Source organism: Corynebacterium sp. HMSC11D10, assembly GCF_001806995.1.
In the GTDB taxonomy this organism is placed as follows: domain Bacteria; phylum Actinomycetota; class Actinomycetes; order Mycobacteriales; family Mycobacteriaceae; genus Corynebacterium; species Corynebacterium coyleae.
Window position 1 is genome coordinate 113,253 of record NZ_KV787018.1, and the last position, 20,353, is coordinate 133,605.

The following is a 20,353-nucleotide window of genomic DNA, read 5'->3' on the forward strand; positions in this document are numbered from 1 at the left end:
CGTACCAAGCGTTACGCAAAAATGAACCAAGCGGTTCAGTTTGCGGTATTTACATTCACGAAAACCAGCCGCATGACCTGCGCAAACGGGCAAAATAGACAACCTTGATTGTGGCGCGGAAACGGGCAACATAAGTTTCAAGTCACCGTTTAACCACGGTGCAACAAGTCCCGATGACAGCCAGCCGAGAGAAAGGTCCGCCATGTTCGAAGCCTCCCCTTCGACCCGGCTTTCCGCCTCGGCACCCATCGACCGCGAGGGCGCTCCGGTGATCCGCCGCCCCCGCCCGAAGCGCCAGCGCACCGCGTTGAGTTTCGAGATCATTCCGCCGCGCCCCTCCGACAGCGTGGCCAAGATGGACGAACTCATTGCCGGCCTGGCCGCCTACAACCCGGATTACGTCTCCGTGACCAGCTCGCGTCGCAGCGAGTGGCTCGAAGGCACTGCCGCGGTGATCTCCCGGATTGCGGAAACCACCGACCTGCGCCCGATCGCACACCTGGCCTGCACGGCGGGTACGCGCGAGGAGCTCACCGAGTGGATCCGCACGCTAATCGACGCCGGCGTGCGCGGCTTCCTCGCACTCCGCGGCGACCTGCCCGAAACGGGCATGCCGGAGCACTACCTGCAGTACGCCACCGACCTGCTCAACCTCATCGAGGAAGTGCAGGAAGAGGAGGCGTTTCGCCTCGCCGCCGGCAAGCTCGCGCTGTCGGTTGCGTGCTACCCGAAGGGGCACGAGGAGTCGCGAAATTTCGACCATGACCTGGATGTGCTGCTGACTAAGCAGCGCCTGGGTGCCGATTTCGCGATTACACAGCTCTTCTTCGAGGCGCAGGATTACCTGGACTTTGTCGAGGTAGCACGCCTGGCTGGTGTGCGTATCCCGTTGATTCCGGGGATTATGCCGATGACTTCCCTGAAGCGTGTGCGCCGGATGGGTGAGTTGTCGGGGTTGGAGGTGCCTGAGGTCGTCGAGAAGCAATTGCTCGAAGCTGACGACGAATACGAAACCGGCATGCAACTCACCGCCAAGCTTGCGCGGGAGATTTTGGACGCCGGCACCGGCGGACTCCACGTGTACACCCACAACAACCTGGCCGTCACGCGGGACTTCTTGGACCGCATCGGCATCCAATAGATAAAGGACAAACCATGACCACCTTCCCCAAGGCAACCATCGAGGGTTACCCGCGCATCGGCGCGAACCGCGAGCTGAAGCACGCGCTTGAGAGCTACTGGGCAGGGCGTATCGACGCCGACACGTTCCGTTCCACCGCCCGCGCCCTCCGCGTGAACAACTACAACCATCTGCGCGACCTCGGCCTCACCGAGGATTACGCCATCCCCGCCGACGTCGCCCTCTACGACCAGGTGCTCGAGACCGCGCTGACCGTGGGCCTCGTGCCGGGCGGCACCGACCTCGACGAGGAGTTCGCCCTCGCCCGCGGCAACGCCACCCGCGTGCCGCTGGAGATGACCAAGTGGTTCGACACCAACTACCACTACCTCGTGCCGGAGATCGAGGCAGGTCAGGAGATTAAGGCCGTGCCGGAGCGCATCCTGCACATCGTCGAGGAAGCCGCCGAGGCCGGCCACAAGGTTCGCCCGTTCCTCGTTGGCCCGGTCACCCTCATTGCGCTGTCCAAGCCTGCCGAGTGGTCGCTGCTGCCAGCGCTTGTCGACGCCTACGCCACCGTCTTCGCCGCCCTCAAGGATGCCGGCGTGGAGTGGATTCAGATCGCCGAACCGGCCGTGGTCGCAGACCTGTCGACCCCGGACGCCGAGATTGCCAAGTACCTGCGCGAGGCGTGGTCGGACCTGCTCGGCCGCGAGGGTCGCCCGAACGTCTACCTGACCACCCCGTACGGCTCCGCCCGCGAGGCACTGCCGGTCCTCGGCGAACTCGGCGTAGAAGCGCTGCACGTCGACCTTGCCCCGTGGACCCTCGACGCCGACGCCGGCTACCCGGAGCGCATCCGCACCACCATCCCGGAGACCACCCACCTCGTCGCCGGCATCATCGACGGCCGCAACGTCTGGGCCGCCAACCTGCGCGAACGCACCGAGGTCATCGAATCCCTCGGCCGCCGGGTATCCGTCTCCACCTCCACCTCGCTGCAGCACGTGCCGCACACGCTGAAGGCCGAGCGCAACCTGCCGGTTGAGGTCGCACCGTGGCTGTCGTTTGCTGACGAGAAGCTCGCCGAGATCCAGGCACTTGTCGCCGGCCCGGAGGCCGCAGCCGAGGCGTTCGCCCAGTCCGACCGCGCCGTGCGCACCCGCGCAGAATCGACGACGATTCACAACCAGGCGGTTGTGGACCGCGTCGCAAAGCTGCCGGAAGGCGAAGTCAAGCGCGAGCCGGCCTTCGAAGAGCGCATCAAGATCCAGCGCGAAGAACTGAAGCTGCCCACCCTGCCAATCACCACGATCGGCTCCTTCCCGCAGACCCAGGAAATCCGCAAGGCCCGCGCCGACCACCGCGAAGGCTCCCTTTCCGACGCCGACTACAAGGAAGCCCTCAAGGCCGAAATCAAGCAGGTCATCGAACTGCAAGAAGAGATCGGCCTCGACGTCCTCGTCCACGGCGAAGCCGAGCGCAACGACATGGTCCAGTACTTCGCCGAACTCCTCGACGGCTTCGTCGTCACGGAGAACGGCTGGGTCCAGTCCTACGGCTCCCGCTGCACCCGTCCGCCAATCGTCGTCGGCGACGTCTCCCGCCCGAAGGCCCTGTCCGTCGACTGGTCCGCATACGCCCAGTCCCTCTCCGACAAGCCGGTCAAGGGCATGCTCACCGGCCCGGTGACCATCCTGGCCTGGTCCTTCAAGCGCGACGACGTGCCGCTTTCGGTCTCCGCTGACCAGATTGGCGTCGCCCTTGCCGACGAAGTCGCCGACCTCGAGGAAGCCGGCATCAACGTCATCCAGATCGACGAGCCGGCCCTGCGCGAACTGCTGCCACTTCGTGCCGACGACCGCGCCTCCTACCTCGACTGGGCCGTCCGCGCCTTCCGCCTCGTGTCCTTGAACGCGAAGCCGTCGACCCAGATCCACACCCACCTCTGCTACTCGGAGTTCGGCCAGATCATCGACGCTGTCGCCGGCCTCGACGCCGACGTCACCTCCATCGAGGCAGCCCGCTCCAAGATGGAACTGCTGGAAGATATCGACGAGACCTTCCACTCCGAAATCGGCCCCGGCGTGTGGGACATCCACTCCCCACGCGTGCCGTCCACCGAGGAAATCGCGGGCCTGCTGCGTGCCGCGCTCAAGAATGTGCCGACCGAGCGCCTCTGGGTCAACCCGGACTGCGGTCTGAAGACCCGCGGCTACGCCGAGGTCGACCCGTCCCTGCGTAACCTGGTCGCCGCCCGCGACGAGGTCGTCGCCGGCCTGTAGGTTCCGGTCGCGCCGGGGCGTGCTCTGCCGCGCCGGTGCGCCGGTGCGCCGGTGCCCCCGCCCCGCTTCGAGTTTCCAGCGAACTAGTTGTAGCGAACCGCCCGAAAACCGCGATTCGCTGGGTGTAGTTCGCTGGTTTCTTTCGTTTCAGGGGTGCGGCGCGGCGCGCTTTACGGGAATCGGGATTGGCGTTGCCTTGGACGTTGCCGGGTCGCGGCGACTTGCGGCTCACCGCGCTTGTCTGCCCGTGCTTTCGCCTCCCGTATCCGGCGGACGCATTCCTCCGGATTCCGGAGTATCTCCCGTGTGAAAAATCGGATGACCTCGTATCCCTGCTCACGAATCCAAGTTTCGCGCTTGAGTTGAGAGAGGACGGCATCGTGAGGCTTGTTCTCGAACTTATCGAGGCCATCGATCTCAATAACGAGGTTTCCCCAGATCAGGTCGACTCGGAAATCTGGTCCGATCCACAGTTGCATCTCCACCTCAATACCGTTTTCGTGGAGAATCACACGCAGGAGGGTTTCGTACGGTGACTCTGACCAAGGAGACGCAAGTTCGAGTGCCCGCCGTGCGTTCGCAATCCCTCGTTTTCCCTTGAGACGGGCAATTTTGGCTTGGATGGTCTCCCATCGTCTCCGCTTTTCTTGGAGGGTGCCGAAGCTTAGAAGCCAGTCCATCGCGACCGCGCCCTGACGCACGCCGTGAAACCGCGCGATGTCGATCGCGGTGCGCTCTGGGCTTGTCACCTGTATTTTTCGGTCCGCACCGATGCAGTCGGTCCGGTGGATGCAGTAGACGTCCGATTCAGGGATCCGCATGTGACGGTAACGCAGACCGTCGGGCCAGTCTTTCGTGGATGGTGGCGTACCGTGCGTTTGTGCGAGCTCGATGACTTCCTTGCCGTCCGGGATGGTCCACATGTTCAGTAGGCGGGCGGCCGAGCGACTCACCAACACCGAGCGATGGGCCGATGAACCTGCTGCGTAGCAGCGTAAGTACTCGCGCTCGTACGGCCGCAGCGCGTTCCACGCTTCGAGGCGCACGTATCGACGCGATGCAACTTTTACGCATGCTTCCGCCTCGGCGACCGCCTGGCCGACGAGCAATTGCGTCAACTTTTCCCCAACCATATGACCCCCGGTTTATGATGCTGGATTAAAAGTATCCGCTGGGGAGCCGATGCACAAGAGCAACGTGCTAGCCGAGGCCTCCGATCGAGTTTCCAGCGAACCAGTCCCAGCGAATCGGCAATTTTCGACGATTCGCTGGGATTGGTTCGCTGGGTTTGCGATCAAAGTCCTGGACCGCCCAGGACAGCCCAGGACAGCCCAGGACACCAAGACGGCCCGGCACGCCCAACCGCCGACCCGGCGAACGCCCGCGGACGATTCCGCGTACCCTGGTCGGCATGACTCAGAAGACACAAACGATGACGTTGCACACGAACCACGGCGATATCGTGATTGACCTGTTTGGCAACCACGCGCCGAAGACGGTTGAGGTAATCACTGGCCTGGCGACGGGCGAGCAGGAGTACGCCACCAAGAACGCCCAGGGTACGACCGAGGGCCCGTTCTACGACGGTGCGATTTTCCACCGCATCATCCCGGGTTTCATGATCCAGGGCGGCGACCCGACCGGCACCGGCACGGGCGGCCCGGGTTTCCAGTTCGCGGATGAGTTCCATCCGGAGCTGCAGTTTGATCGTCCGTACCTGCTGGCTATGGCGAATGCGGGCCCGGGCACGAACGGTTCCCAGTTCTTCATCACCGTGGACGCCACCCCGTGGCTGAACAACCGCCACACCATTTTCGGTGAGGTCACGGATGAGGCGTCGAAGAAGGTTGTCGACGAGATCGCGAACGTTCAGACCGGTCGCATGGACCGTCCCGTTGAGGACGTTGTGATCAACTCGGTCGAGGTCAAGTAAGAAGACACGCCCGAGACACGCCTCGATCAGCCCCTGCCAGTTGGCGGGGGCTTTTTCGTGCCCGAAGTACGCTGAAGGCCATGTTCCCCAACGCTCTGAAGAACACGTTGAAGAATGCGCCGGCCACCTCTGTCATTGCTGCGTTGTGCACGTTGGTGTTTGTGGTGACGGCGGTGCAGTCGAGAAGTGTGATGGACGTGATTTGGGATTCGCCGGTGGGGGAGCAGATGATTCTGTTCGGCCCGTTGGTGTACGACTGGGGCTATTTGCGCACGTTGAGCGCGGGTTTTCTGCACCTGGACATTACGCATCTTGCGTTGAACATGTTCATGTTGGTGTTCATTGGCGCGGAGGTGGAGCGCTTTGTGGGGTCGGGTCCGTTTGTGGTGGCGTATTGCGCGGGGGTGCTGTGGTCGTCGATTAGCGTGCTTGCGTTTAATTTCACAACGCCGACGGCGGGCGCGTCGGGGGCGTTGTACATGCTGATGGCGGTGCTCATCGCAGTTGCTTATCGACGATCAACCGACCTGCGCGCCCCACTCACCCTGGTGGCGGTGAACGTGGTGTATTCGCTGATGTCGCCGACGGTGTCGCTGTGGGGGCATTTGGGTGGGTTGGTTGCGGGTGCGGTGATGGGGTGGTGGCTGACCTCGCCGAATGTGCGCACGCGGTGGGTGGCGGCGTGTTCGGCGTTGGTGGCTGCGGTGCCGGTGGTGTGGGTGTTGACGTTGCCGTCGACGATCCCTGTGTACTAACCGGAGTTATCCACAAACGTTATCCACAATGTGGAGAACTACACGCGTGTTGTTCCTCGAACGACACGTCGAACAGCGAAAACGACACGCCGAAATTACCTGGGATTTTCGAATAATCCCCAGCACATCCACGGTGCCTGTGGAGTTGTGCACAGAGTTATCCACAGGTGTGGATAGTTAGTGTTCGAATAACGGGAGAGCAATGTCGCTGCCGTTGGTTAGGATCAAAGCCAATAGGAAGAAGGTGATTCTCATGAAGCTGAAAGTGCGCCGCTTTACCAATGCAGAGCTGCGAGCACGCCAACGCGATTTGCGTGCGAAGTTGACTGAATCCTTGGGGGTTGCGTTGCCATCTGATGACGTGCTGAAGGAGCTTGCCTGGTCAGGCGGGTTCACCTACGAGCAGCGAGACATCTACGACGAGTTGCGCAGGGTGGAGTCACTTCTCGGGGAGCGTTAAGCGTGGAGAAAGAGGCTGTAGAGTTCCTGCAGCAGGCACTCGACTTGGCGCTTGATGTATTGCCAGTCGCGTCCATTCGCGACGTTCGGTACAACGCCGAATCCAATACGGATGAAGATCGCGTTGTCGGTAGTTTTCAACTGCCACTTGTTTACGGATCTGGACAGTCTGACCAGGGGGTTTCGAAATCTGATTACAGTGCGATCTATCAGGTTTTTATCGAATATGAGCTCGCGATCGGTTCAGGCGAACAGTATTTGGCCGTCGATCGAAGCAAGTTCGAGATCCGCGTCCGCACTTCACCTGGTATCAGATTCGAGTATGAACGCGGATATACCTCTGCCCCCACGGCGCACATTCACTCTTCGGGGATCTCCGGGTTGTTAAGTGTTGCCCTTATGGCGAACTTCGAGGGAACAAAGGCCAAGGACAGGCGCAAAGGCGACCTACAAGCCCTGCATTTTCCCGTAGGAGGGCGACGGTTCCGTCCTTCACTGGAGGACTTCTTATATTTCGTTGTCCGCGAATGTGGCTTCCGAGGAAAACCTGGGTGGGAGAGCAAATTGCTGCAGTCGCGAGAGGGGTGGCTGGACAAGCAGCTCCGCGCTGCGGTTCGGGATCATCCTGCGGAGGCAGCGGAGGCGCTTCGAGACCTCGGCTACAACGTGGAGCCACCTTCTGGTGGCGACGTAGAGAAGCGTAGAAAACGTACTTGGTAGCCACCGTCGAGGCTGCTTACGAATGTTTCGGCAACCGGTTCATGCGGAAGTACCTACCCTGGGAGGGGTACATGTCAACAACAGTGAAGTAAGGAGCAAGTCGTGACTGACAAGAGCAAGGCGGAGGAGATCGTCGCTAAGGGCGAGCGTCCTGCGGGCAAGGGCCGTACCACTGAGTTGAGTGGTCAGCCGGTTGCGTCGGAGAACATTTCGGTGACGCAGGGTCGTCAGGGGGCGAATGTGCTTAACGACGTCCACCTGATCGAGAAGTTAGCCCACTTCAACAGGGAAAACGTTCCGGAGCGGATTCCGCACGCGAAGGGTCATGGCGCGTTTGGCGAGCTGCACATCACGGAGGATGTGTCGCAGTATACGAAGGCGAAGCTGTTCCAGCCCGGCACCGTCACGCCGATGGCGGCGCGTTTTTCCACGGTCGCGGGTGAGGCTGGCTCGCCGGATACCTGGCGTGACGTGCATGGTTTCGCGCTGCGTTTTTACACCGAGGACGGCAACTACGACATCGTGGGCAACAACACCCCGACGTTCTTCCTGCGCGACGGCATGAAGTTCCCGGATTTTATTCACTCGCAGAAGCGCCAGCCGAACTCGGGCTTGCGTGACGACGAGATGCAGTGGGACTTCTGGACCCGCACCCCGGAGTCCGCACACCAGGTGACCTACCTCCTGGGCGACCGCGGCACCCCGAAGACGTCGCGCCACCAGGATGGTTTCGGCTCCCACACCTTCCAGTGGATCAACGAGGAAGGTACGCCGGTGTGGGTGAAGTACCACTTCAAGACTCGTCAGGGTTGGGAGTGCTTCACCGACGAGGAGGCCACGGAGAAGGCCGGTACCGATCCGGATTTCCAGCGTGCGGACCTGTTCAACGCGATTGCAGAGGGCGACTACCCGATCTGGGACGTCAAGGTGCAGATCATGCCGTTCGAGGAGGCGAAGGATTACCGCTTCAACCCCTTCGACCTGACTAAGACCTGGTCGCAGAAGGATTACCCGCTGATCCCGGTTGGCTACTTTGTGCTGAACCGCAACCCGAAGAACTACCACGCGCAGATCGAGCAGCTTGCGCTTGATCCGGCGAACTTGGTGCCGGGTGTGGGTCTGTCGCCGGACCGTATGCTGCAGGCGCGTGTGTTTGCCTACTCGGATCAGCAGCGTTACCGCATCGGTACGAACTACAAGGACCTGCCGGTCAACCGCCCGATCAACGAGGTGAACACCTACGCGGAGCGTGGTTCCATGGCGTACTTCTTCAACGAGGAGAATGAGCCGAACTACTCGCCGAACCGCACCGACAAGGGCGCCGGCTACTTGGACAACGGCGAGGATTCCTCCTCCAACTTCACCGATTACGGCCAGGCGGAGAACCTCTACGTCAACCCGGATCCGGAGGGTACTGACCTTGTGCGTGCTGCGTACGTCAAGCACGCGGAGGACGACGACTTCGGCCAGGCTGGCACGCTCTACCGCGACGTGTTCGACGACGGGGAGAAGGAGCGCTTCGTCCACAACATCACCAACAAGATGATGGCGATTAAGAACAAGGACGTCGAGGAGCGCGTTTACGAGTACTGGGGCAAGGTCGACGCGGACCTTGAGACCAGGGTTCGTGAGTCGCTGGCGAAGAAGCGCGCGGCACAGAACAACTAGCGCAAGATAAAGACCGTTGAGTCAGCAGACTCAACGGGCTTTGTCAGCTTCGCGGTTTTAGAAGGGTTTAGAAGGTACCGCGGACCTGGCGACCGAAGTCAGAGGTGGTTGCGTCGAGGGAGGACACCTTCTGGTCGTTGTACAGGGAGGTGTCGCCTGCGAGGCGGCCGGTCTGGGTGACGGTCAGGGTGTTGTGGAGACGGCCTTCCTTGGTGTTGCCGTCGCCGAAGGAGAAGCCGGCGAGCAGCATGTCGTCGCCAGCGTTGACCGGGTTGGACAGGGTGACCTCGAAGACGCGGACGTTGCGGTCGAAGTCGTAGCCAAGGTCACGGACGTGGGAGCCGTTGTAGCGGGTGGTGGTGATCAAGCGGTCGACGCCCTCCGGGCCGGCGAAGGTGCCGACCTCAACGCGGAAGGTGACGGCCGGGAACTCGCCCCAGTAGCGCTTGTCGCCAACGTTCTTCACACGCAGTGCGACGGAGCCTGCGAAGCCGGAAGCCTTCCAGGTGGACGTGGTGAAGTGCGGCTGCAGGTCGAGCTCGCGCACAGCGTTCTCTTCTGCTTCGATGACCTCTTCAACCTCACCGGTGTTGGTCTCTTCGACCTCGTCGATGATGTTGGTGCCCTCGTCGGTGATGTCGTTGTTGGTGACGTCTGCTGCCTTGTCGTCCTCAACCTTGTCAACGTCATCGAGGTTCGCGCCGGTCTCGATCTTCTTGACGTCCTCGTTGTACGCCGGGTTCGGGTTGTCCACCGGGGTGGTCACCTGTGCGCCCTTGTTCGGTGCCCAGGAGCCGGCCGGGGTGGCGTAGTTCTTGACACGCACCTCGTTCTTGACCGGCATATTGGCGATCCAGGCGGTCGGGGTGGCCCAGGTGCCGTTCGGGCGGCAGCGCTGCTGGGTACCGGTCATGGTGACGGTGCGGAAGCCGTAGGTGGCCTCGCCGGTGTTGCCTGCCGGCACCTCGTACGGGCCGATCTGCTGACCGACGGACCAGCTCAGGGAGCCGGAGACGTCCCAGCCGAGGGACTTGGCCAGGGAGTAGCCGATGTTGCCCTGCAGGCCGTCCTTGGAGCCAGAGCCACCGAGCGTGATCGTCTCGGTCTTAGAACCGTTGACGGACGCGGAGATGGACTGGGTACGGGACAGATCCTGGGACAGCGGGATGGCCTTGTCGGACAGGTTGGTGGTGGAGATGGTGCCCACCGGCAGGAAGTTGTCCTTCACCTTGTACACGACGGTGCGGTAGTCCTCGGTGGAGTTGCAGACCGGACGTGGGTTGAGGACGTTGGCCTTCAGGTGGTCAGAACCACGGTAGGTGTGGATGATCGGCAGAGCATCGTTGGTTGCCGGAGTCTCCGGATAGGACTCTTCAAGGGTTTGAGCGGTTGCGGTGACTGCGGAGCCGGCGATGGCGACGGCTGCGAGTGCTGCAACGGCGGAACGGATTGCGCGCACGGGCGGTCCTTTCTCGGTGACTTTTCCTTTGAAAACGTTGAGGTGAGATTTAACTCTCACTGATAAAGTGATAATCGAGTGCACAGGTTTGTGCAGAAAACTGTTGTAGAATTCACCGAATCCGGGGGTAAACGAAACAAACGGGGCGCCGCGGAAACACTCCGCGACGCCCCGTTTAAGCAGGGAAAACCGGTTTAGCGCCAGCCCATGGTCATCAGCAGACCGAGGATCATGCCGGTAAAGCCGATGGCGTAGTTCCACGGGCCGAGTTCGGCGAGGAACTGAATTTGGTCACCGGCGAGGTAGTACAGGATCAGCCACGCCAGACCGAGAATCATGAGGCCGAACATGATGACCTTGTACCACACTGGGGTGCCACCGGTGTTGACCTTGACAGGGGTACGGGACACGCCGGTGGAGGTGCTGCTGACCGGGCGGACCGGGTCCTTGGTTACTTTCGCTTTAGGCATCGTTGTCTCCGTTGCTTTCTGGGGTTACAGGCCGAGCCTGCGTTCCATGTTGCGTACCGCGTTTGCCGCGTTTGCCGCGTTTACAGCGTTCTGGGGTGAAACTGTATCAGCCTCACCTGCAGCTGCGTTATTTTGCGGCAGCAAGGCGCCGGCGTCGAACTTCCACAGGTTGTAGTTGATGGCCTGGTCTTTGCGGATCAGGTCGCCGGCGGGGATTTCTTGGTGGCCGATCTGCCCGGCGTCGACAAGCGCGCCGGTGGGCACGGTGGGCCCGGCGACCATGCGGCCGCTCCAGCCGGCGTCGCGCAGCACGCGCTCAGCGTCCGACGGCTCGAGGTGCGTGATCTTCGGCATCTTCATCAGCATGCCGTTGGAAATGCGCAGCTCAATGGTGGTGCCGGTGGGCACGTCGGTGTTTTCACCGGCGACGGCGAGCACTTCACCCTCGGGACGCTCGGAGTCCACCTTGGTCACAGTGGCGCGCAGTTGCAGCGACGACAGGGTCGCGGTGGCTTGCTCCACGTTCAGCCCCACCAGCGACGGCACCTGGACCATGTCGGGGCCGGAGGAGACGGTGATCGCGATGCGCGAGCCCTTGGCAATCTGGGTACCGCCAGCAGGCTGCTGGCTCAGGATGATGCCTTCTTCGATGTTGTCGCTGGATTCGCGGCGCACGTTCGGGTTGAGCTCGAGGCCCGCCTTCTCCAGCTCCTCGATCGCTTCGTCCGTGGTCAGGTTGGTCACGTCTGGCACGTCTGTCATCTCCTTGCCGGAGGAAACGGTCAGTTTCACCACCGCACCCTGCTTCAGTTCGGAGCCTGCTGCTGGATTGGTTGCGATGACGTCGCCGCGTTTGATGTCCGGGCTCGGCTCGTCCATGACGGAGACCTGGAAGCCAAGGCGTTCGAGTTCCTGGACGGCTTCGTTGCGCGGCTTGCCGGTCAGATCGGGGATCTGCACCATCTTTTCCTGCGTGATGGCGGGTTTGTTGCCCTCGGAGAAGTAGTCGTACGCAAACCAGGACACTGCGCCGACGAGCACCAGGCTCAGCAGCGCCGCGATCCACTTCAGCGTGTTCGAGGAGGTCTTCTCGTTGGCGGCGCGGTGGTCGGCGTAGCGGGTGTGCTGTGCGGCCTCTGGAGCCATTGCTTCTCTGCGACGCGGAGCCGGCCCACTGACCGCACCCTCAACCACAACCGTGTTGTCCACAGCGTGCGCGCCCGCGTCGTGCTCGGCGGCGGACAGGTGGTTACGCGCAGCGGTGGTGACGTTGCCGTGCTCAAGGAGCTGCAGGTCTTCGCCCATTTCGGTGGCGGTCTGGTAGCGATCCGCCGGGTGTTTTGCCATCGCGGTGAGGATGACGGAATCCACGTTGACGGCCTCGTTGTCCGTCAGCGGGTTCGGGATCCGCTCGGACGGCGGCACCGGGTCCTCCTGCACGTGCTGGTAGGCGACGGCGAAGGGGGATTCGCCCTCAAACGGCGGCACACCGGTGACGGTTTCGTACATGACGCAGCCGAGTGCGTAAATGTCGCTGCGTGCGTCGGCCGGTTTGCCGCGGGCCTGCTCGGGGGAGAGGTACTGAGCGGTGCCGATCACCGCGGAGGTTTGCGTCATGGCGGAGGTGGAATCGTCCAACGCGCGCGCGATGCCGAAGTCCATCACCTTCACCGAGCCGGTGTTGGTGACCATGATGTTGGCGGGTTTGATGTCGCGGTGGATGATGCCAGCGTCGTGGCTGGCCTGCAGCGCGCGGGTGACCGGCAGCAGCAGCTTCGCCGCACGCTCGGGCGTAAGCGGACCTTCGTTGCGCACGATGTCGCGCAGGTTCATGCCGTTGACGCGCTCCATGACGATGTAGGGCACGTCCACACCGGAGGTTTCCACCGACCCGGTGTCGTAGACCGCCACGATGTTCTCGTGGTTCAGCCGCGCCGAGTTTTGGGCTTCGCGGCGGAAGCGCTCGCGGAAGTTCTCGTCGCGCGCCATGTCGATCTTCAGCATCTTCACGGCGACGTCACGCCCAAGCGCGACGTCAGTGGCTGCATATACGTCTGACATGCCGCCGGTGCCGATGATGTTGCCGAGTTCATATCGGTCCGCGATCAGCATTTACCTGCCACCTCCGAACAAGTTTTCAAGGTCTGGCAATTCTATCCCAGGCGCCGGCGCATTCGTCTCCTGCGTCGGGGCTGGTGCCACGCTGGTTGCCGGTGCCGACGTGGGGGCTTGCTCTGCCGAGGTCGGCGCGGTTGTTTCGGGTGCCTCGTCGTCCGGTGCAGGTTCGTGCTGCTCAGGTGGCTCGACGAAGCTCACGGTGCCGGGCGCGTGCGTCTCGGTGACCGTGGTGCGCTCGTGGTGCGTGGTGGTAGCCACGGTTTCCGTCTCGGGCTCCTCTTCCTCCACTGCGGTTTGGGTGGCCACGGTCGGAGTCGTGGTCGGGGTGGAGCCGCCGGTGAAACGGTCGAACACGCCTGCGGTGTACGCCCAAGCTGCGATCACACCGACAAGCGCGAGCCCAAGCAGCGTAGCGACGACCGGCCCAGCCGCCGACTTCTTCTGCGGAGCCGGGGCAGCCGGGGCTGGTTTGGGTGCGGGTGCGGGGGGTCGTCGAGAAGCAACTGCGCGAGCTGCGGACGGAGGGTACGCGCCGGCGGGACGGGCAGTGCGCTCGCTGGCAACGTTGGCCAACATCTGAGTCGACGCGGTGGCGGACGGCTCCATGGCCACCACCTGCGTGTTCCCACCAGGCTGGGCGGGACGCAGGCCTTGACGGACCTGGGCGATGGCGAGCTGGAACTCGTTGCCGTCGCGGAAGCGCTGACCGGGGGTCTTGCGCAGGGCGATCTCGATGAGTTCACGCGCCGGGGCAGACACCGAAATCGGCAGCGCAGGCGGCTCGGCGGAGACGTGGGCGAGCGCCACCGACACCGAAGAATCGCCGGTGAACGGGCGCTTGCCGGAGAGCATCTCGTAGCCCACCACACCCAGCGAATACACGTCGGAGGCAGACGTCACCTTCATGCCCTGAGCCTGCTCCGGGGAGACGTACTGGGCGGTGCCCACCACCATGCCGGTACGCGTCAGCGGCACTGCGGCCGCCGCCTTGGCAATGCCGAAGTCCGTGATCTTGATCTGCCCGTTCTGGGTGATCATCAGGTTGCCCGGCTTAATGTCGCGGTGCACCAGACCCATGCGGTGAATCACCGCCAAACCGTGCGCGGCCTGCTCGAGGACGTCAAGCGCGACCGCCTCATCCAACTGGCCCTCGCGGGCAATGAGGTCCGCCAGCGACTCGCCGCGGATGTACTCCATGATGATGAAGCAGACGGTGAACCCGCCCTCGGTCTCCACCTCGCGGTAGTCGTAGGTCGCCACCACGTTGTCGGAGTTGATGCCCTGAGCGGACTGGGCTTCGTTGCGGAATCGGGTGAGGAACTCCTCGTTGGAGGAAAACTCCGGGCGCAGCACCTTGATGGCTACTTCGCGCTCGTGGTGGATGTCGTCGGCGAGCCATACGGTGGACATGCCGCCGTGGCCGATGATCCACTGCAGCTCGTAGTTCGACCCGATGAGTTTCTGCAGGTCCTCGCGGCTTTCGGTGTTCATCACTTGTCTCCTTCCACGGGTGCAGGTGCTGCGCGTAGTACGGTGCGGCCGATCGGTCCGGACACTTGGCCGCCGGTTGCGCCTTCGCCCAAGTTGCCGCCATTCTTTACGACGACCGCCACCGCCACGTCTTTCCGCGGATCAAACGCCACGTACCAGACGTGCGGGGCGGCGCCCTCGGCGTGCTCGGCGGTGCCGGTCTTTGAGGCGAAGCCGTTGCCGTCATAACCGTAGGTCCAGCGTTCAGATCCGTACATCAAGTCCGTGATCGTTGCGGCTTCCTCTTCCGTTACGGCCTCGCCGAGCGACTTCGGCTTTGTTTCACGTAAAACCTTGCCGTTTGAGTCACGCACCTGCTTGACCACGAACGGATTCATGCGCTGGCCCTTATTCGCCACCGCCGCCGTCATCACCGCAGCCTGCAGGGCGGTCATGGTGACGTCGCGCTGGCCGATCGCGGACTGGCCAAGCTCCGCCGCGCCGGGCAGGTCACCCAGGGAACCTGCCGCGTTGGGCAGGCCGAGGTCGTATTGTTGGCCGACGCCGAAGCGGGCGGCGGCGTCGCGAAGCGCATCGGGCCCAAGGTTGAGCGCCATCTGCACGAACGCCGTGTTGCATGAGAGGCCGAACGCGGTGCGCAGCGGCACCTGGCCGCCGCCCGCGCAGGCTTGGCCGCCGTAGTTGGTCAGCGGCAGGTTGTCGGTGCCGGGCAGGATGATCTGCGCATCGCCGGTCAGCGGCGATTCCGGCGTGTAACCGTTGCGCAGGCCAGCGGCAGTGGTGATGATCTTGAAGATCGATCCCGGCGGCAGCTGCTCCTGCGTTGCGTGGTTGAGCAGCGGGCGGCCCGGGTCGTTGTTCACCCGCGCCCACGTGTCGCCGGCAGTAGCAGGGTTAGCGATCTCGTTGGGGTCGTAGCTCGGTGTCGAGGCCATGGCCAGCACCTCGCCCGTCGACGGCCGCAGCGCCACCACAGCACCGTTGTAACCAGGCTGTGCAAGCTGGTCGAAAGCGAGCGCCTGCAGGTTCGGGTTGATGGTGAGCTCGACATCGTCGCCCTTCTTCGAATCCTCGAGCCCGGTGCGCAGGAAGCGTGACGACGACCCACCCTCACCTGTGAGCTCCCCATTGAGGCCCGCCTCAAGCTGGGCGGTGCCGTACTGGTCGGACACGTAGCCGACCACCGGGGCGAAGGACCACGGCATGTTCGGGTAGGTGCGCTGGAAGTAGCCGGTCTGTTCGTTCTTGAACGACTCTGCAAGCGTCAGATCCCCGGCCTTGATGTTGCCGCGGTTGATCTGCTTGAGCTCCATCACCGTGCGGGAATTGCGCGGGTCCTGGGCATATTCGTCTTCACGCATGGTTTGGATGATGGTGAAGTTCACAAGCAGCGCGGTAATCAGCAGCAGGGAGACGACGGCGCCGTAACGGATCGACTTGTTCATCGGGCACCCACCACCTGGCGTCGCTGCGTGCTTTCGTCGTACTCCGCCGGGCGGTTCGCGCTGCTCGAGATACGCAGCAGCAGGCCGAGCAGGATGTAGTTCGCCATCACCGACGAACCACCGGCAGACATAAACGGCGTGGTCAGGCCTGTCATCGGCATCATGGAAGACACGCCACCGGCGACGACGAAGATCTGGATCGCAATCGTCAGCGCAAGGCCCGCAGCCAGCAGTTTGCCGTAGGAGTCACGCACCTGCATCGCCGTGCGGAATCCGCGGGTGATGAAGATGGCGAACAGACACAGCACGGCAGCGATACCGACCAGACCGAGCTCTTCGCCGATCGCGGCGAGGATGTAGTCGGAGTGCGCCACCGGCACGAGTTCTGGGTGGCCGTAGCCCAAACCGGTGCCGGTCATACCGCCCCAGCTCAGGCCGATCAGGGCGTTGGCGGGCTGGTTGCCAATGCCTTCAAAGTCTGCGAACGGGTCGATGAAGTTGGCCACGCGCTCCTGAATCTTCCCGCTCACCTGGTACACCGCGTAGCCACCGACGGCCACGAGGGCCAGGCCGATGGCCAGCCAGGAGATGCGGTCGGTGGCGAAGTACACCATGCCCAGCACGGTGGCGAACAGGAGCAGCGCCGGACCGAAGTCGTTGGATGCCGCCATGATCAAAATGGCAATCGCCCACACCATCAGAATCGGCGCGAGGTCGCGCACACGCGGGAACGTCAACCCCAGGAACCTGCGACCCGCCACCGTAAACAGGGCGCGTTTCTGCGCCAACAGTTGAGCGAAGAAGATCAGCAGCAGGATCTTGGAAAACTCACCCGGCTGGATAGAAAACGGACCAAGCCACAGCCAGATGCGGGCATCCGCGTGGCCTTCCGGCTGCGGCCACACCAGTGGCAGCGCCAGGAAAATTAGGCCAACCAGGCCTAGCAGGTACGAGTACCGCGACAGCGCTTGGTGCTCGCGCACGACGAGCAGGGTGAGCACCATCAGCCCCACGCCGACAAGCGACCACATCATCTGCCGCTCTGCCAAAGGCCCGTATCCAGGGCGTTCGGCGAGGTCAAGCCGGTAAATCACCACTAGTCCGATCGCATTGAGCAGCGCCACCATCGGCAGCAATACCTGATCCGCGTGTGGCGCAAGAAACGCCAGCGACAGGTGCGCGATCGCGTACACACCGATGAACCCGCCCACGAGGTACAGCATTTCGGTGGACAGGGTGTGCCCCTGGCTGGTCTCCAGCCCGAACAGCATGAGCAGCAGCAGGCCGGTGGCGAACAGGAGCAGCAGCAGTTCGCGGCTACGTGCAGTCAGCCTGCTCATTGAACCTCCCGGCACTTGTTGTCCTCGGGCTTTTGCTTATCCACACAACCCGGCAAGGCATCATCCGCCAAGTCCTTCAACCGGCCAAGCACTTCGTCGTACGTGCCGGTGAAGCCCTCGTCGACAATTGCTTCGCGCTCTTCCTGCGGCAGGTCATCGACGCTAAACAGGTGGCAGTCCTCCGGCGTCGAGTTCGCCGAAATCACACGCAGATCGCCGTCCTTGCCCAGGCAGGCGTGCTGGATGCGCTCGACCTTCTCTGCGGCGAATGGGTTGCTGCGCGAGGTGTGCTCCACGACGAACTGCCTGTCGTCGTTTACTGTCAGCGCGTACTCGTCCACAATGCGGGACTTCGACCACACCGCACCGCCAACAACCAGCGCCAACAGCAGCACAAGCGTGGCGACGACCCACGGCCACACCGAGCTCGGCTGCTTAGCCTTCGCGGTTGCTGAGTGGGACTCCTCGTCGGAGTCGGCGGAATCCGACTCCTGCGTCTTCGCCCGGTTGTGGTCCGGGGTGATCGTCTCCGACTTGCGCAGCAGCGCCGCGGCCCGGCTCGCGGAGGAATCTGGGTGTGTCTGTTCCACAGCCGGCACCAACGCGCCGGCCTTCACTGCGGCGGGTGTTTCGGGGACGTCCGCGTCGTCGTCAACCTCGACGACCTCGGCCACCACTACGGTGACGTTGTCCGGACCACCGGAACGCAACGCCAACTCAATCAGGCGCTGCGCCGCCATCTCAGGCGTGCCGTCGCCGAGCGCGATCTCGATCGTCTCGCGTGTGACCGGATCCGACAACCCGTCGGAGCACAACAACACACGATCGCCCGGCTTGACCTCGACGAGCTCCAGGTGGGGCTCGACCTCGCGGCCCGTGTACGCCTTGAGAATCAGGGATTTCTGCGGGTGGCTGGACACGTCCTCGGCGGCGAGCTTGCCTTCGTCGACAAGCGACTGCACAAACGTGTCATCCACCGTGAGCTGCGTAAGTTTTCCGTCGCGCAGCAAATAGCCTCGCGAATCACCCACGTGAATCAGACCGAACTGCTGGCCGTTGAACATCAACGCCGTCAGCGTCGTACCCATGCCAGCCTGCTCCGGGTGAGTCCCCACAGACTCCGCAATAGACGCATTCGCATCCTCCGCAGCCGCACCCAGTAACGCCAACATGTCGGCATCCTTCGGGTCGCGGTCGAGGTGCTCCATGTGCTCCACCATCAACTGGGAAGCAACCTCACCAGCAGCGTGGCCGCCCATGCCATCCGCAAGCACCAACAAGTGCGGACCCGCATACGCCGAATCCTCGTTATTGGTCCTGACCAGGCCGCGATCGGACGCGGCGACGAAATCTAGCGCGAGCTTCACGGCATTAGCCTCACAATCGTGCGTCCCATCTTCATATCCATACCCACGGTCACCCGCTCAGGCTGATCAATTCGCACCCCATTGACAAAGGTGCCGTTGCGCGAATCCAAGTCCTCCACAAACCAGTCACTGCCACGCCGGAACAGGCGCGCATGGCGTGACGACGCATAATCGTCACCCAGCTGGAAGTCATTGTCACCAGCCCTACCAACAGTGAACTCCTCCAAGCTGGCAATCTCCATGTGGGAGCCTTGCAACGGGCCCGCAACAACCGCAAGAGTGCGCGCCTTTTCCCTCGGCGCAGGCGAAGAAGCCACCGCTTGGCGACGAACCGCCCCACCCGCCGAGACAACATCCTTACGCTGCGTCCACATCACCAGCAGGATGAAGACCCACAACAGCGCCAACAAACCAAAACGCGCGCTGAGGATAATTGTGGAATCCATCTCAAACCTTCCGGTGCTTTACGGCTGGAAATATTCAGTACTCGGGTGCGACACCGAATCCGTGAAGTCCGGCTCATTCGCATTCATCGGCACCTCATCCTGGCCGCCAACAATACGAACCTCGATGTTGGAATGGCCCAGCGTAATCACGTCGCCATCCGCCAGCATCCAGTTATCCACCGGCTCATCATTGACCGTCGTGCCGTTCGTGGACTGCAAATCCACCAACACCGCAACCTGGCCATCCCAGGTGATCTCAGCGTGCTGACGCGACACACCCGTATCCGGCAGACGGAAATCAGAATCATTCGAACGGCCCAAAATGTTGGACCCCTCGTGCACCAAGTACGTACGCGAAGAGCCATCCTGCAGCAGCAGGCTCACCGTGGCATTCTGCCCATTCGACTCGCCACCGTTTGCAGGATTGGCGGCATTCGGTTCGGACATTGCATCCTCCTTACTCTCCGAGCTCAAGGCACGAGCACGCTTCTTCGGCTCCGCCACAATGGCGTCGAATCCACTCACCACATCCGGCATCGTGTCGATATACGACGACACACGGAGCTGACCCGTCCTCAAACCCGACTCCTCAGCGATACGCACAACAACCGGCCCATCCAAGAACCACTGCTTATTACGCACGTACCGCATGAGCTGATCGGCGAGGTCCGCAGGAAGATCACGATTCCTAGACAAGTTTTCCAAGTCCTTCGAAGACACACCCACTGCGTACACATTCGGAGCGACATACTCGTCCCGATCCGTGACCACCAGCGAATCCTGTGCCTCCTGCTTGACCAGCACCTCAATCTCCTCCGGCACAACCTTGCCGCCAAACAGCGCAGCCATAGAGTTATCCAAGCCACGCTGCAGAGAACTATCGAGCTTTGCCAGCTTGTCCATTACCGCCACTTCCCACGCACCTCCTTTCTTCACATGCGAATTTAAGTAACTCGGACAGTATAGGTGCCCACCCCGACACGACCTATCCGAAAACGCGGCGCGCGTGTCTAAAACCTGGTGTGGACTGGCGGTTTGTACTTTTCACGCGGGTCGTTCTATATTTATCAAGTCGCCCGCCCGGGTGGCGGAATTGGCAGACGCGCTGGCTTCAGGTGCCAGTGTTCGCAAGAACGTGGGGGTTCAAGTCCCCCCCCGGGCACAAACTAAGTCCCGACACATACTCTCCGGAGTGTGGGTCGGGGCTTTTGCTGTTTTGACCCCTGAAGGTGGTAGGAAATTTGGGTTAAGTAGCAAAATGTGTGTCTGATTTTCGC

Annotated in this window: 17 protein-coding genes and 1 tRNA gene; 8 read left to right on the forward strand and 10 right to left on the reverse strand. The window is 62.4% G+C overall.

Annotated elements, in window-relative coordinates; translation table 11 throughout:
- Positions 1–202 precede the first annotated feature (202 nt).
- Together HMPREF3120_RS00845 and metE are read left to right on the forward strand one after the other, a co-directional pair.
- Positions 203–1,141 carry a methylenetetrahydrofolate reductase gene (locus HMPREF3120_RS00845; protein ID WP_070449885.1) on the forward strand — a complete coding sequence of 313 codons (939 nt, stop codon included), beginning with the start codon at positions 203–205 and terminating at the stop codon, positions 1,139–1,141.
- A gap of 14 nt (positions 1,142–1,155) precedes the next feature.
- Entirely contained in the window at positions 1,156–3,405 is a 2,250-nt protein-coding gene (gene metE / locus HMPREF3120_RS00850; RefSeq protein ID WP_070449888.1) for a 5-methyltetrahydropteroyltriglutamate--homocysteine S-methyltransferase, read from the forward strand.
- 170 nt (positions 3,406–3,575) lie between these two features.
- On the opposite strand, the gene HMPREF3120_RS00855 is transcribed toward metE, so the two are convergent.
- Positions 3,576–4,523, reverse strand: coding sequence for an endonuclease domain-containing protein (locus HMPREF3120_RS00855; protein WP_167594483.1), 948 nt, complete (start codon positions 4,521–4,523; stop codon positions 3,576–3,578).
- A 293-nt stretch (positions 4,524–4,816) separates the two neighbouring features.
- On the opposite strand from HMPREF3120_RS00855, the gene HMPREF3120_RS00860 reads away from it, so the two are divergent.
- The 5 genes from HMPREF3120_RS00860 (at position 4,817) to HMPREF3120_RS00880 (ending at position 8,940) form a co-directional block, all read left to right on the forward strand.
- The gene (locus HMPREF3120_RS00860) at positions 4,817–5,338 is read left to right on the forward strand and encodes a peptidylprolyl isomerase (RefSeq protein WP_070421945.1); all 522 of its coding nucleotides are present in this window, start codon (positions 4,817–4,819) and stop codon (positions 5,336–5,338) included.
- 80 nt (positions 5,339–5,418) lie between these two features.
- Positions 5,419–6,093: a rhomboid family intramembrane serine protease gene (locus HMPREF3120_RS00865; RefSeq protein ID WP_070449891.1), complete on the forward strand. Its 675-nt coding sequence runs from the start codon at positions 5,419–5,421 to the stop codon at positions 6,091–6,093.
- A 253-nt stretch (positions 6,094–6,346) separates the two neighbouring features.
- Positions 6,347–6,553, forward strand: a complete 207-nt coding sequence (locus tag HMPREF3120_RS00870) for a hypothetical protein (protein ID WP_070449894.1) — start codon at positions 6,347–6,349, stop codon at positions 6,551–6,553.
- Positions 6,554–6,555: 2 nt separating this feature from the next.
- Positions 6,556–7,272 carry a hypothetical protein gene (locus HMPREF3120_RS00875; RefSeq protein ID WP_070449897.1) on the forward strand — a complete coding sequence of 239 codons (717 nt, stop codon included), beginning with the start codon at positions 6,556–6,558 and terminating at the stop codon, positions 7,270–7,272.
- A 102-nt stretch (positions 7,273–7,374) separates the two neighbouring features.
- Positions 7,375–8,940, forward strand: a complete 1,566-nt coding sequence (locus HMPREF3120_RS00880; protein ID WP_070449900.1) for a catalase — start codon at positions 7,375–7,377, stop codon at positions 8,938–8,940.
- Between the two features lie 67 nt (positions 8,941–9,007).
- Here HMPREF3120_RS00880 and HMPREF3120_RS00885 read toward each other — a convergent pair whose 3' ends face one another.
- From HMPREF3120_RS00885 to HMPREF3120_RS00925, 9 genes are all read right to left on the reverse strand, one after another.
- The gene (locus HMPREF3120_RS00885; RefSeq protein ID WP_070421949.1) at positions 9,008–10,399 is read right to left on the reverse strand and encodes a hypothetical protein; all 1,392 of its coding nucleotides are present in this window, start codon (positions 10,397–10,399) and stop codon (positions 9,008–9,010) included.
- A 194-nt stretch (positions 10,400–10,593) separates the two neighbouring features.
- A complete protein-coding gene (crgA, locus tag HMPREF3120_RS00890; protein WP_070449902.1) occupies positions 10,594–10,869 on the reverse strand; it encodes a cell division protein CrgA in 276 nt (91 codons plus the stop codon).
- Positions 10,870–10,893: 24 nt separating this feature from the next.
- Complete coding sequence (gene pknB / locus HMPREF3120_RS00895; protein ID WP_070449906.1) at positions 10,894–12,981, reverse strand: Stk1 family PASTA domain-containing Ser/Thr kinase; 2,088 nt, start codon at positions 12,979–12,981, stop codon at positions 10,894–10,896.
- Positions 12,982–14,478: a serine/threonine-protein kinase gene (locus HMPREF3120_RS00900; RefSeq protein ID WP_070449909.1), complete on the reverse strand. Its 1,497-nt coding sequence runs from the start codon at positions 14,476–14,478 to the stop codon at positions 12,982–12,984.
- Entirely contained in the window at positions 14,478–15,923 is a 1,446-nt protein-coding gene (locus HMPREF3120_RS00905; RefSeq protein WP_070449912.1) for a penicillin-binding transpeptidase domain-containing protein, read from the reverse strand. Before HMPREF3120_RS00905 ends, HMPREF3120_RS00900 begins: the two co-directional genes overlap by 1 nt.
- Positions 15,920–17,263 carry an FtsW/RodA/SpoVE family cell cycle protein gene (locus HMPREF3120_RS00910; RefSeq protein WP_070449915.1) on the reverse strand — a complete coding sequence of 448 codons (1,344 nt, stop codon included), beginning with the start codon at positions 17,261–17,263 and terminating at the stop codon, positions 15,920–15,922. The genes HMPREF3120_RS00905 and HMPREF3120_RS00910 overlap by 4 nt, the downstream gene beginning before the upstream one ends.
- Positions 17,260–18,630: a PP2C family protein-serine/threonine phosphatase gene (locus HMPREF3120_RS00915; RefSeq protein ID WP_070449918.1), complete on the reverse strand. Its 1,371-nt coding sequence runs from the start codon at positions 18,628–18,630 to the stop codon at positions 17,260–17,262. Before HMPREF3120_RS00915 ends, HMPREF3120_RS00910 begins: the two co-directional genes overlap by 4 nt.
- Complete coding sequence (locus HMPREF3120_RS00920) at positions 18,627–19,076, reverse strand: FHA domain-containing protein FhaB/FipA (RefSeq protein ID WP_070421956.1); 450 nt, start codon at positions 19,074–19,076, stop codon at positions 18,627–18,629. Before HMPREF3120_RS00920 ends, HMPREF3120_RS00915 begins: the two co-directional genes overlap by 4 nt.
- Before the next feature lie 18 nt (positions 19,077–19,094).
- Complete coding sequence (locus tag HMPREF3120_RS00925; RefSeq protein ID WP_070421957.1) at positions 19,095–19,988, reverse strand: DUF3662 and FHA domain-containing protein; 894 nt, start codon at positions 19,986–19,988, stop codon at positions 19,095–19,097.
- Positions 19,989–20,154: 166 nt separating this feature from the next.
- On the opposite strand from HMPREF3120_RS00925, the gene HMPREF3120_RS00930 reads away from it, so the two are divergent.
- Positions 20,155–20,238: transfer RNA gene (locus tag HMPREF3120_RS00930), tRNA-Leu, on the forward strand.
- The last annotated feature ends 115 nt before the right edge of the window (positions 20,239–20,353 follow it).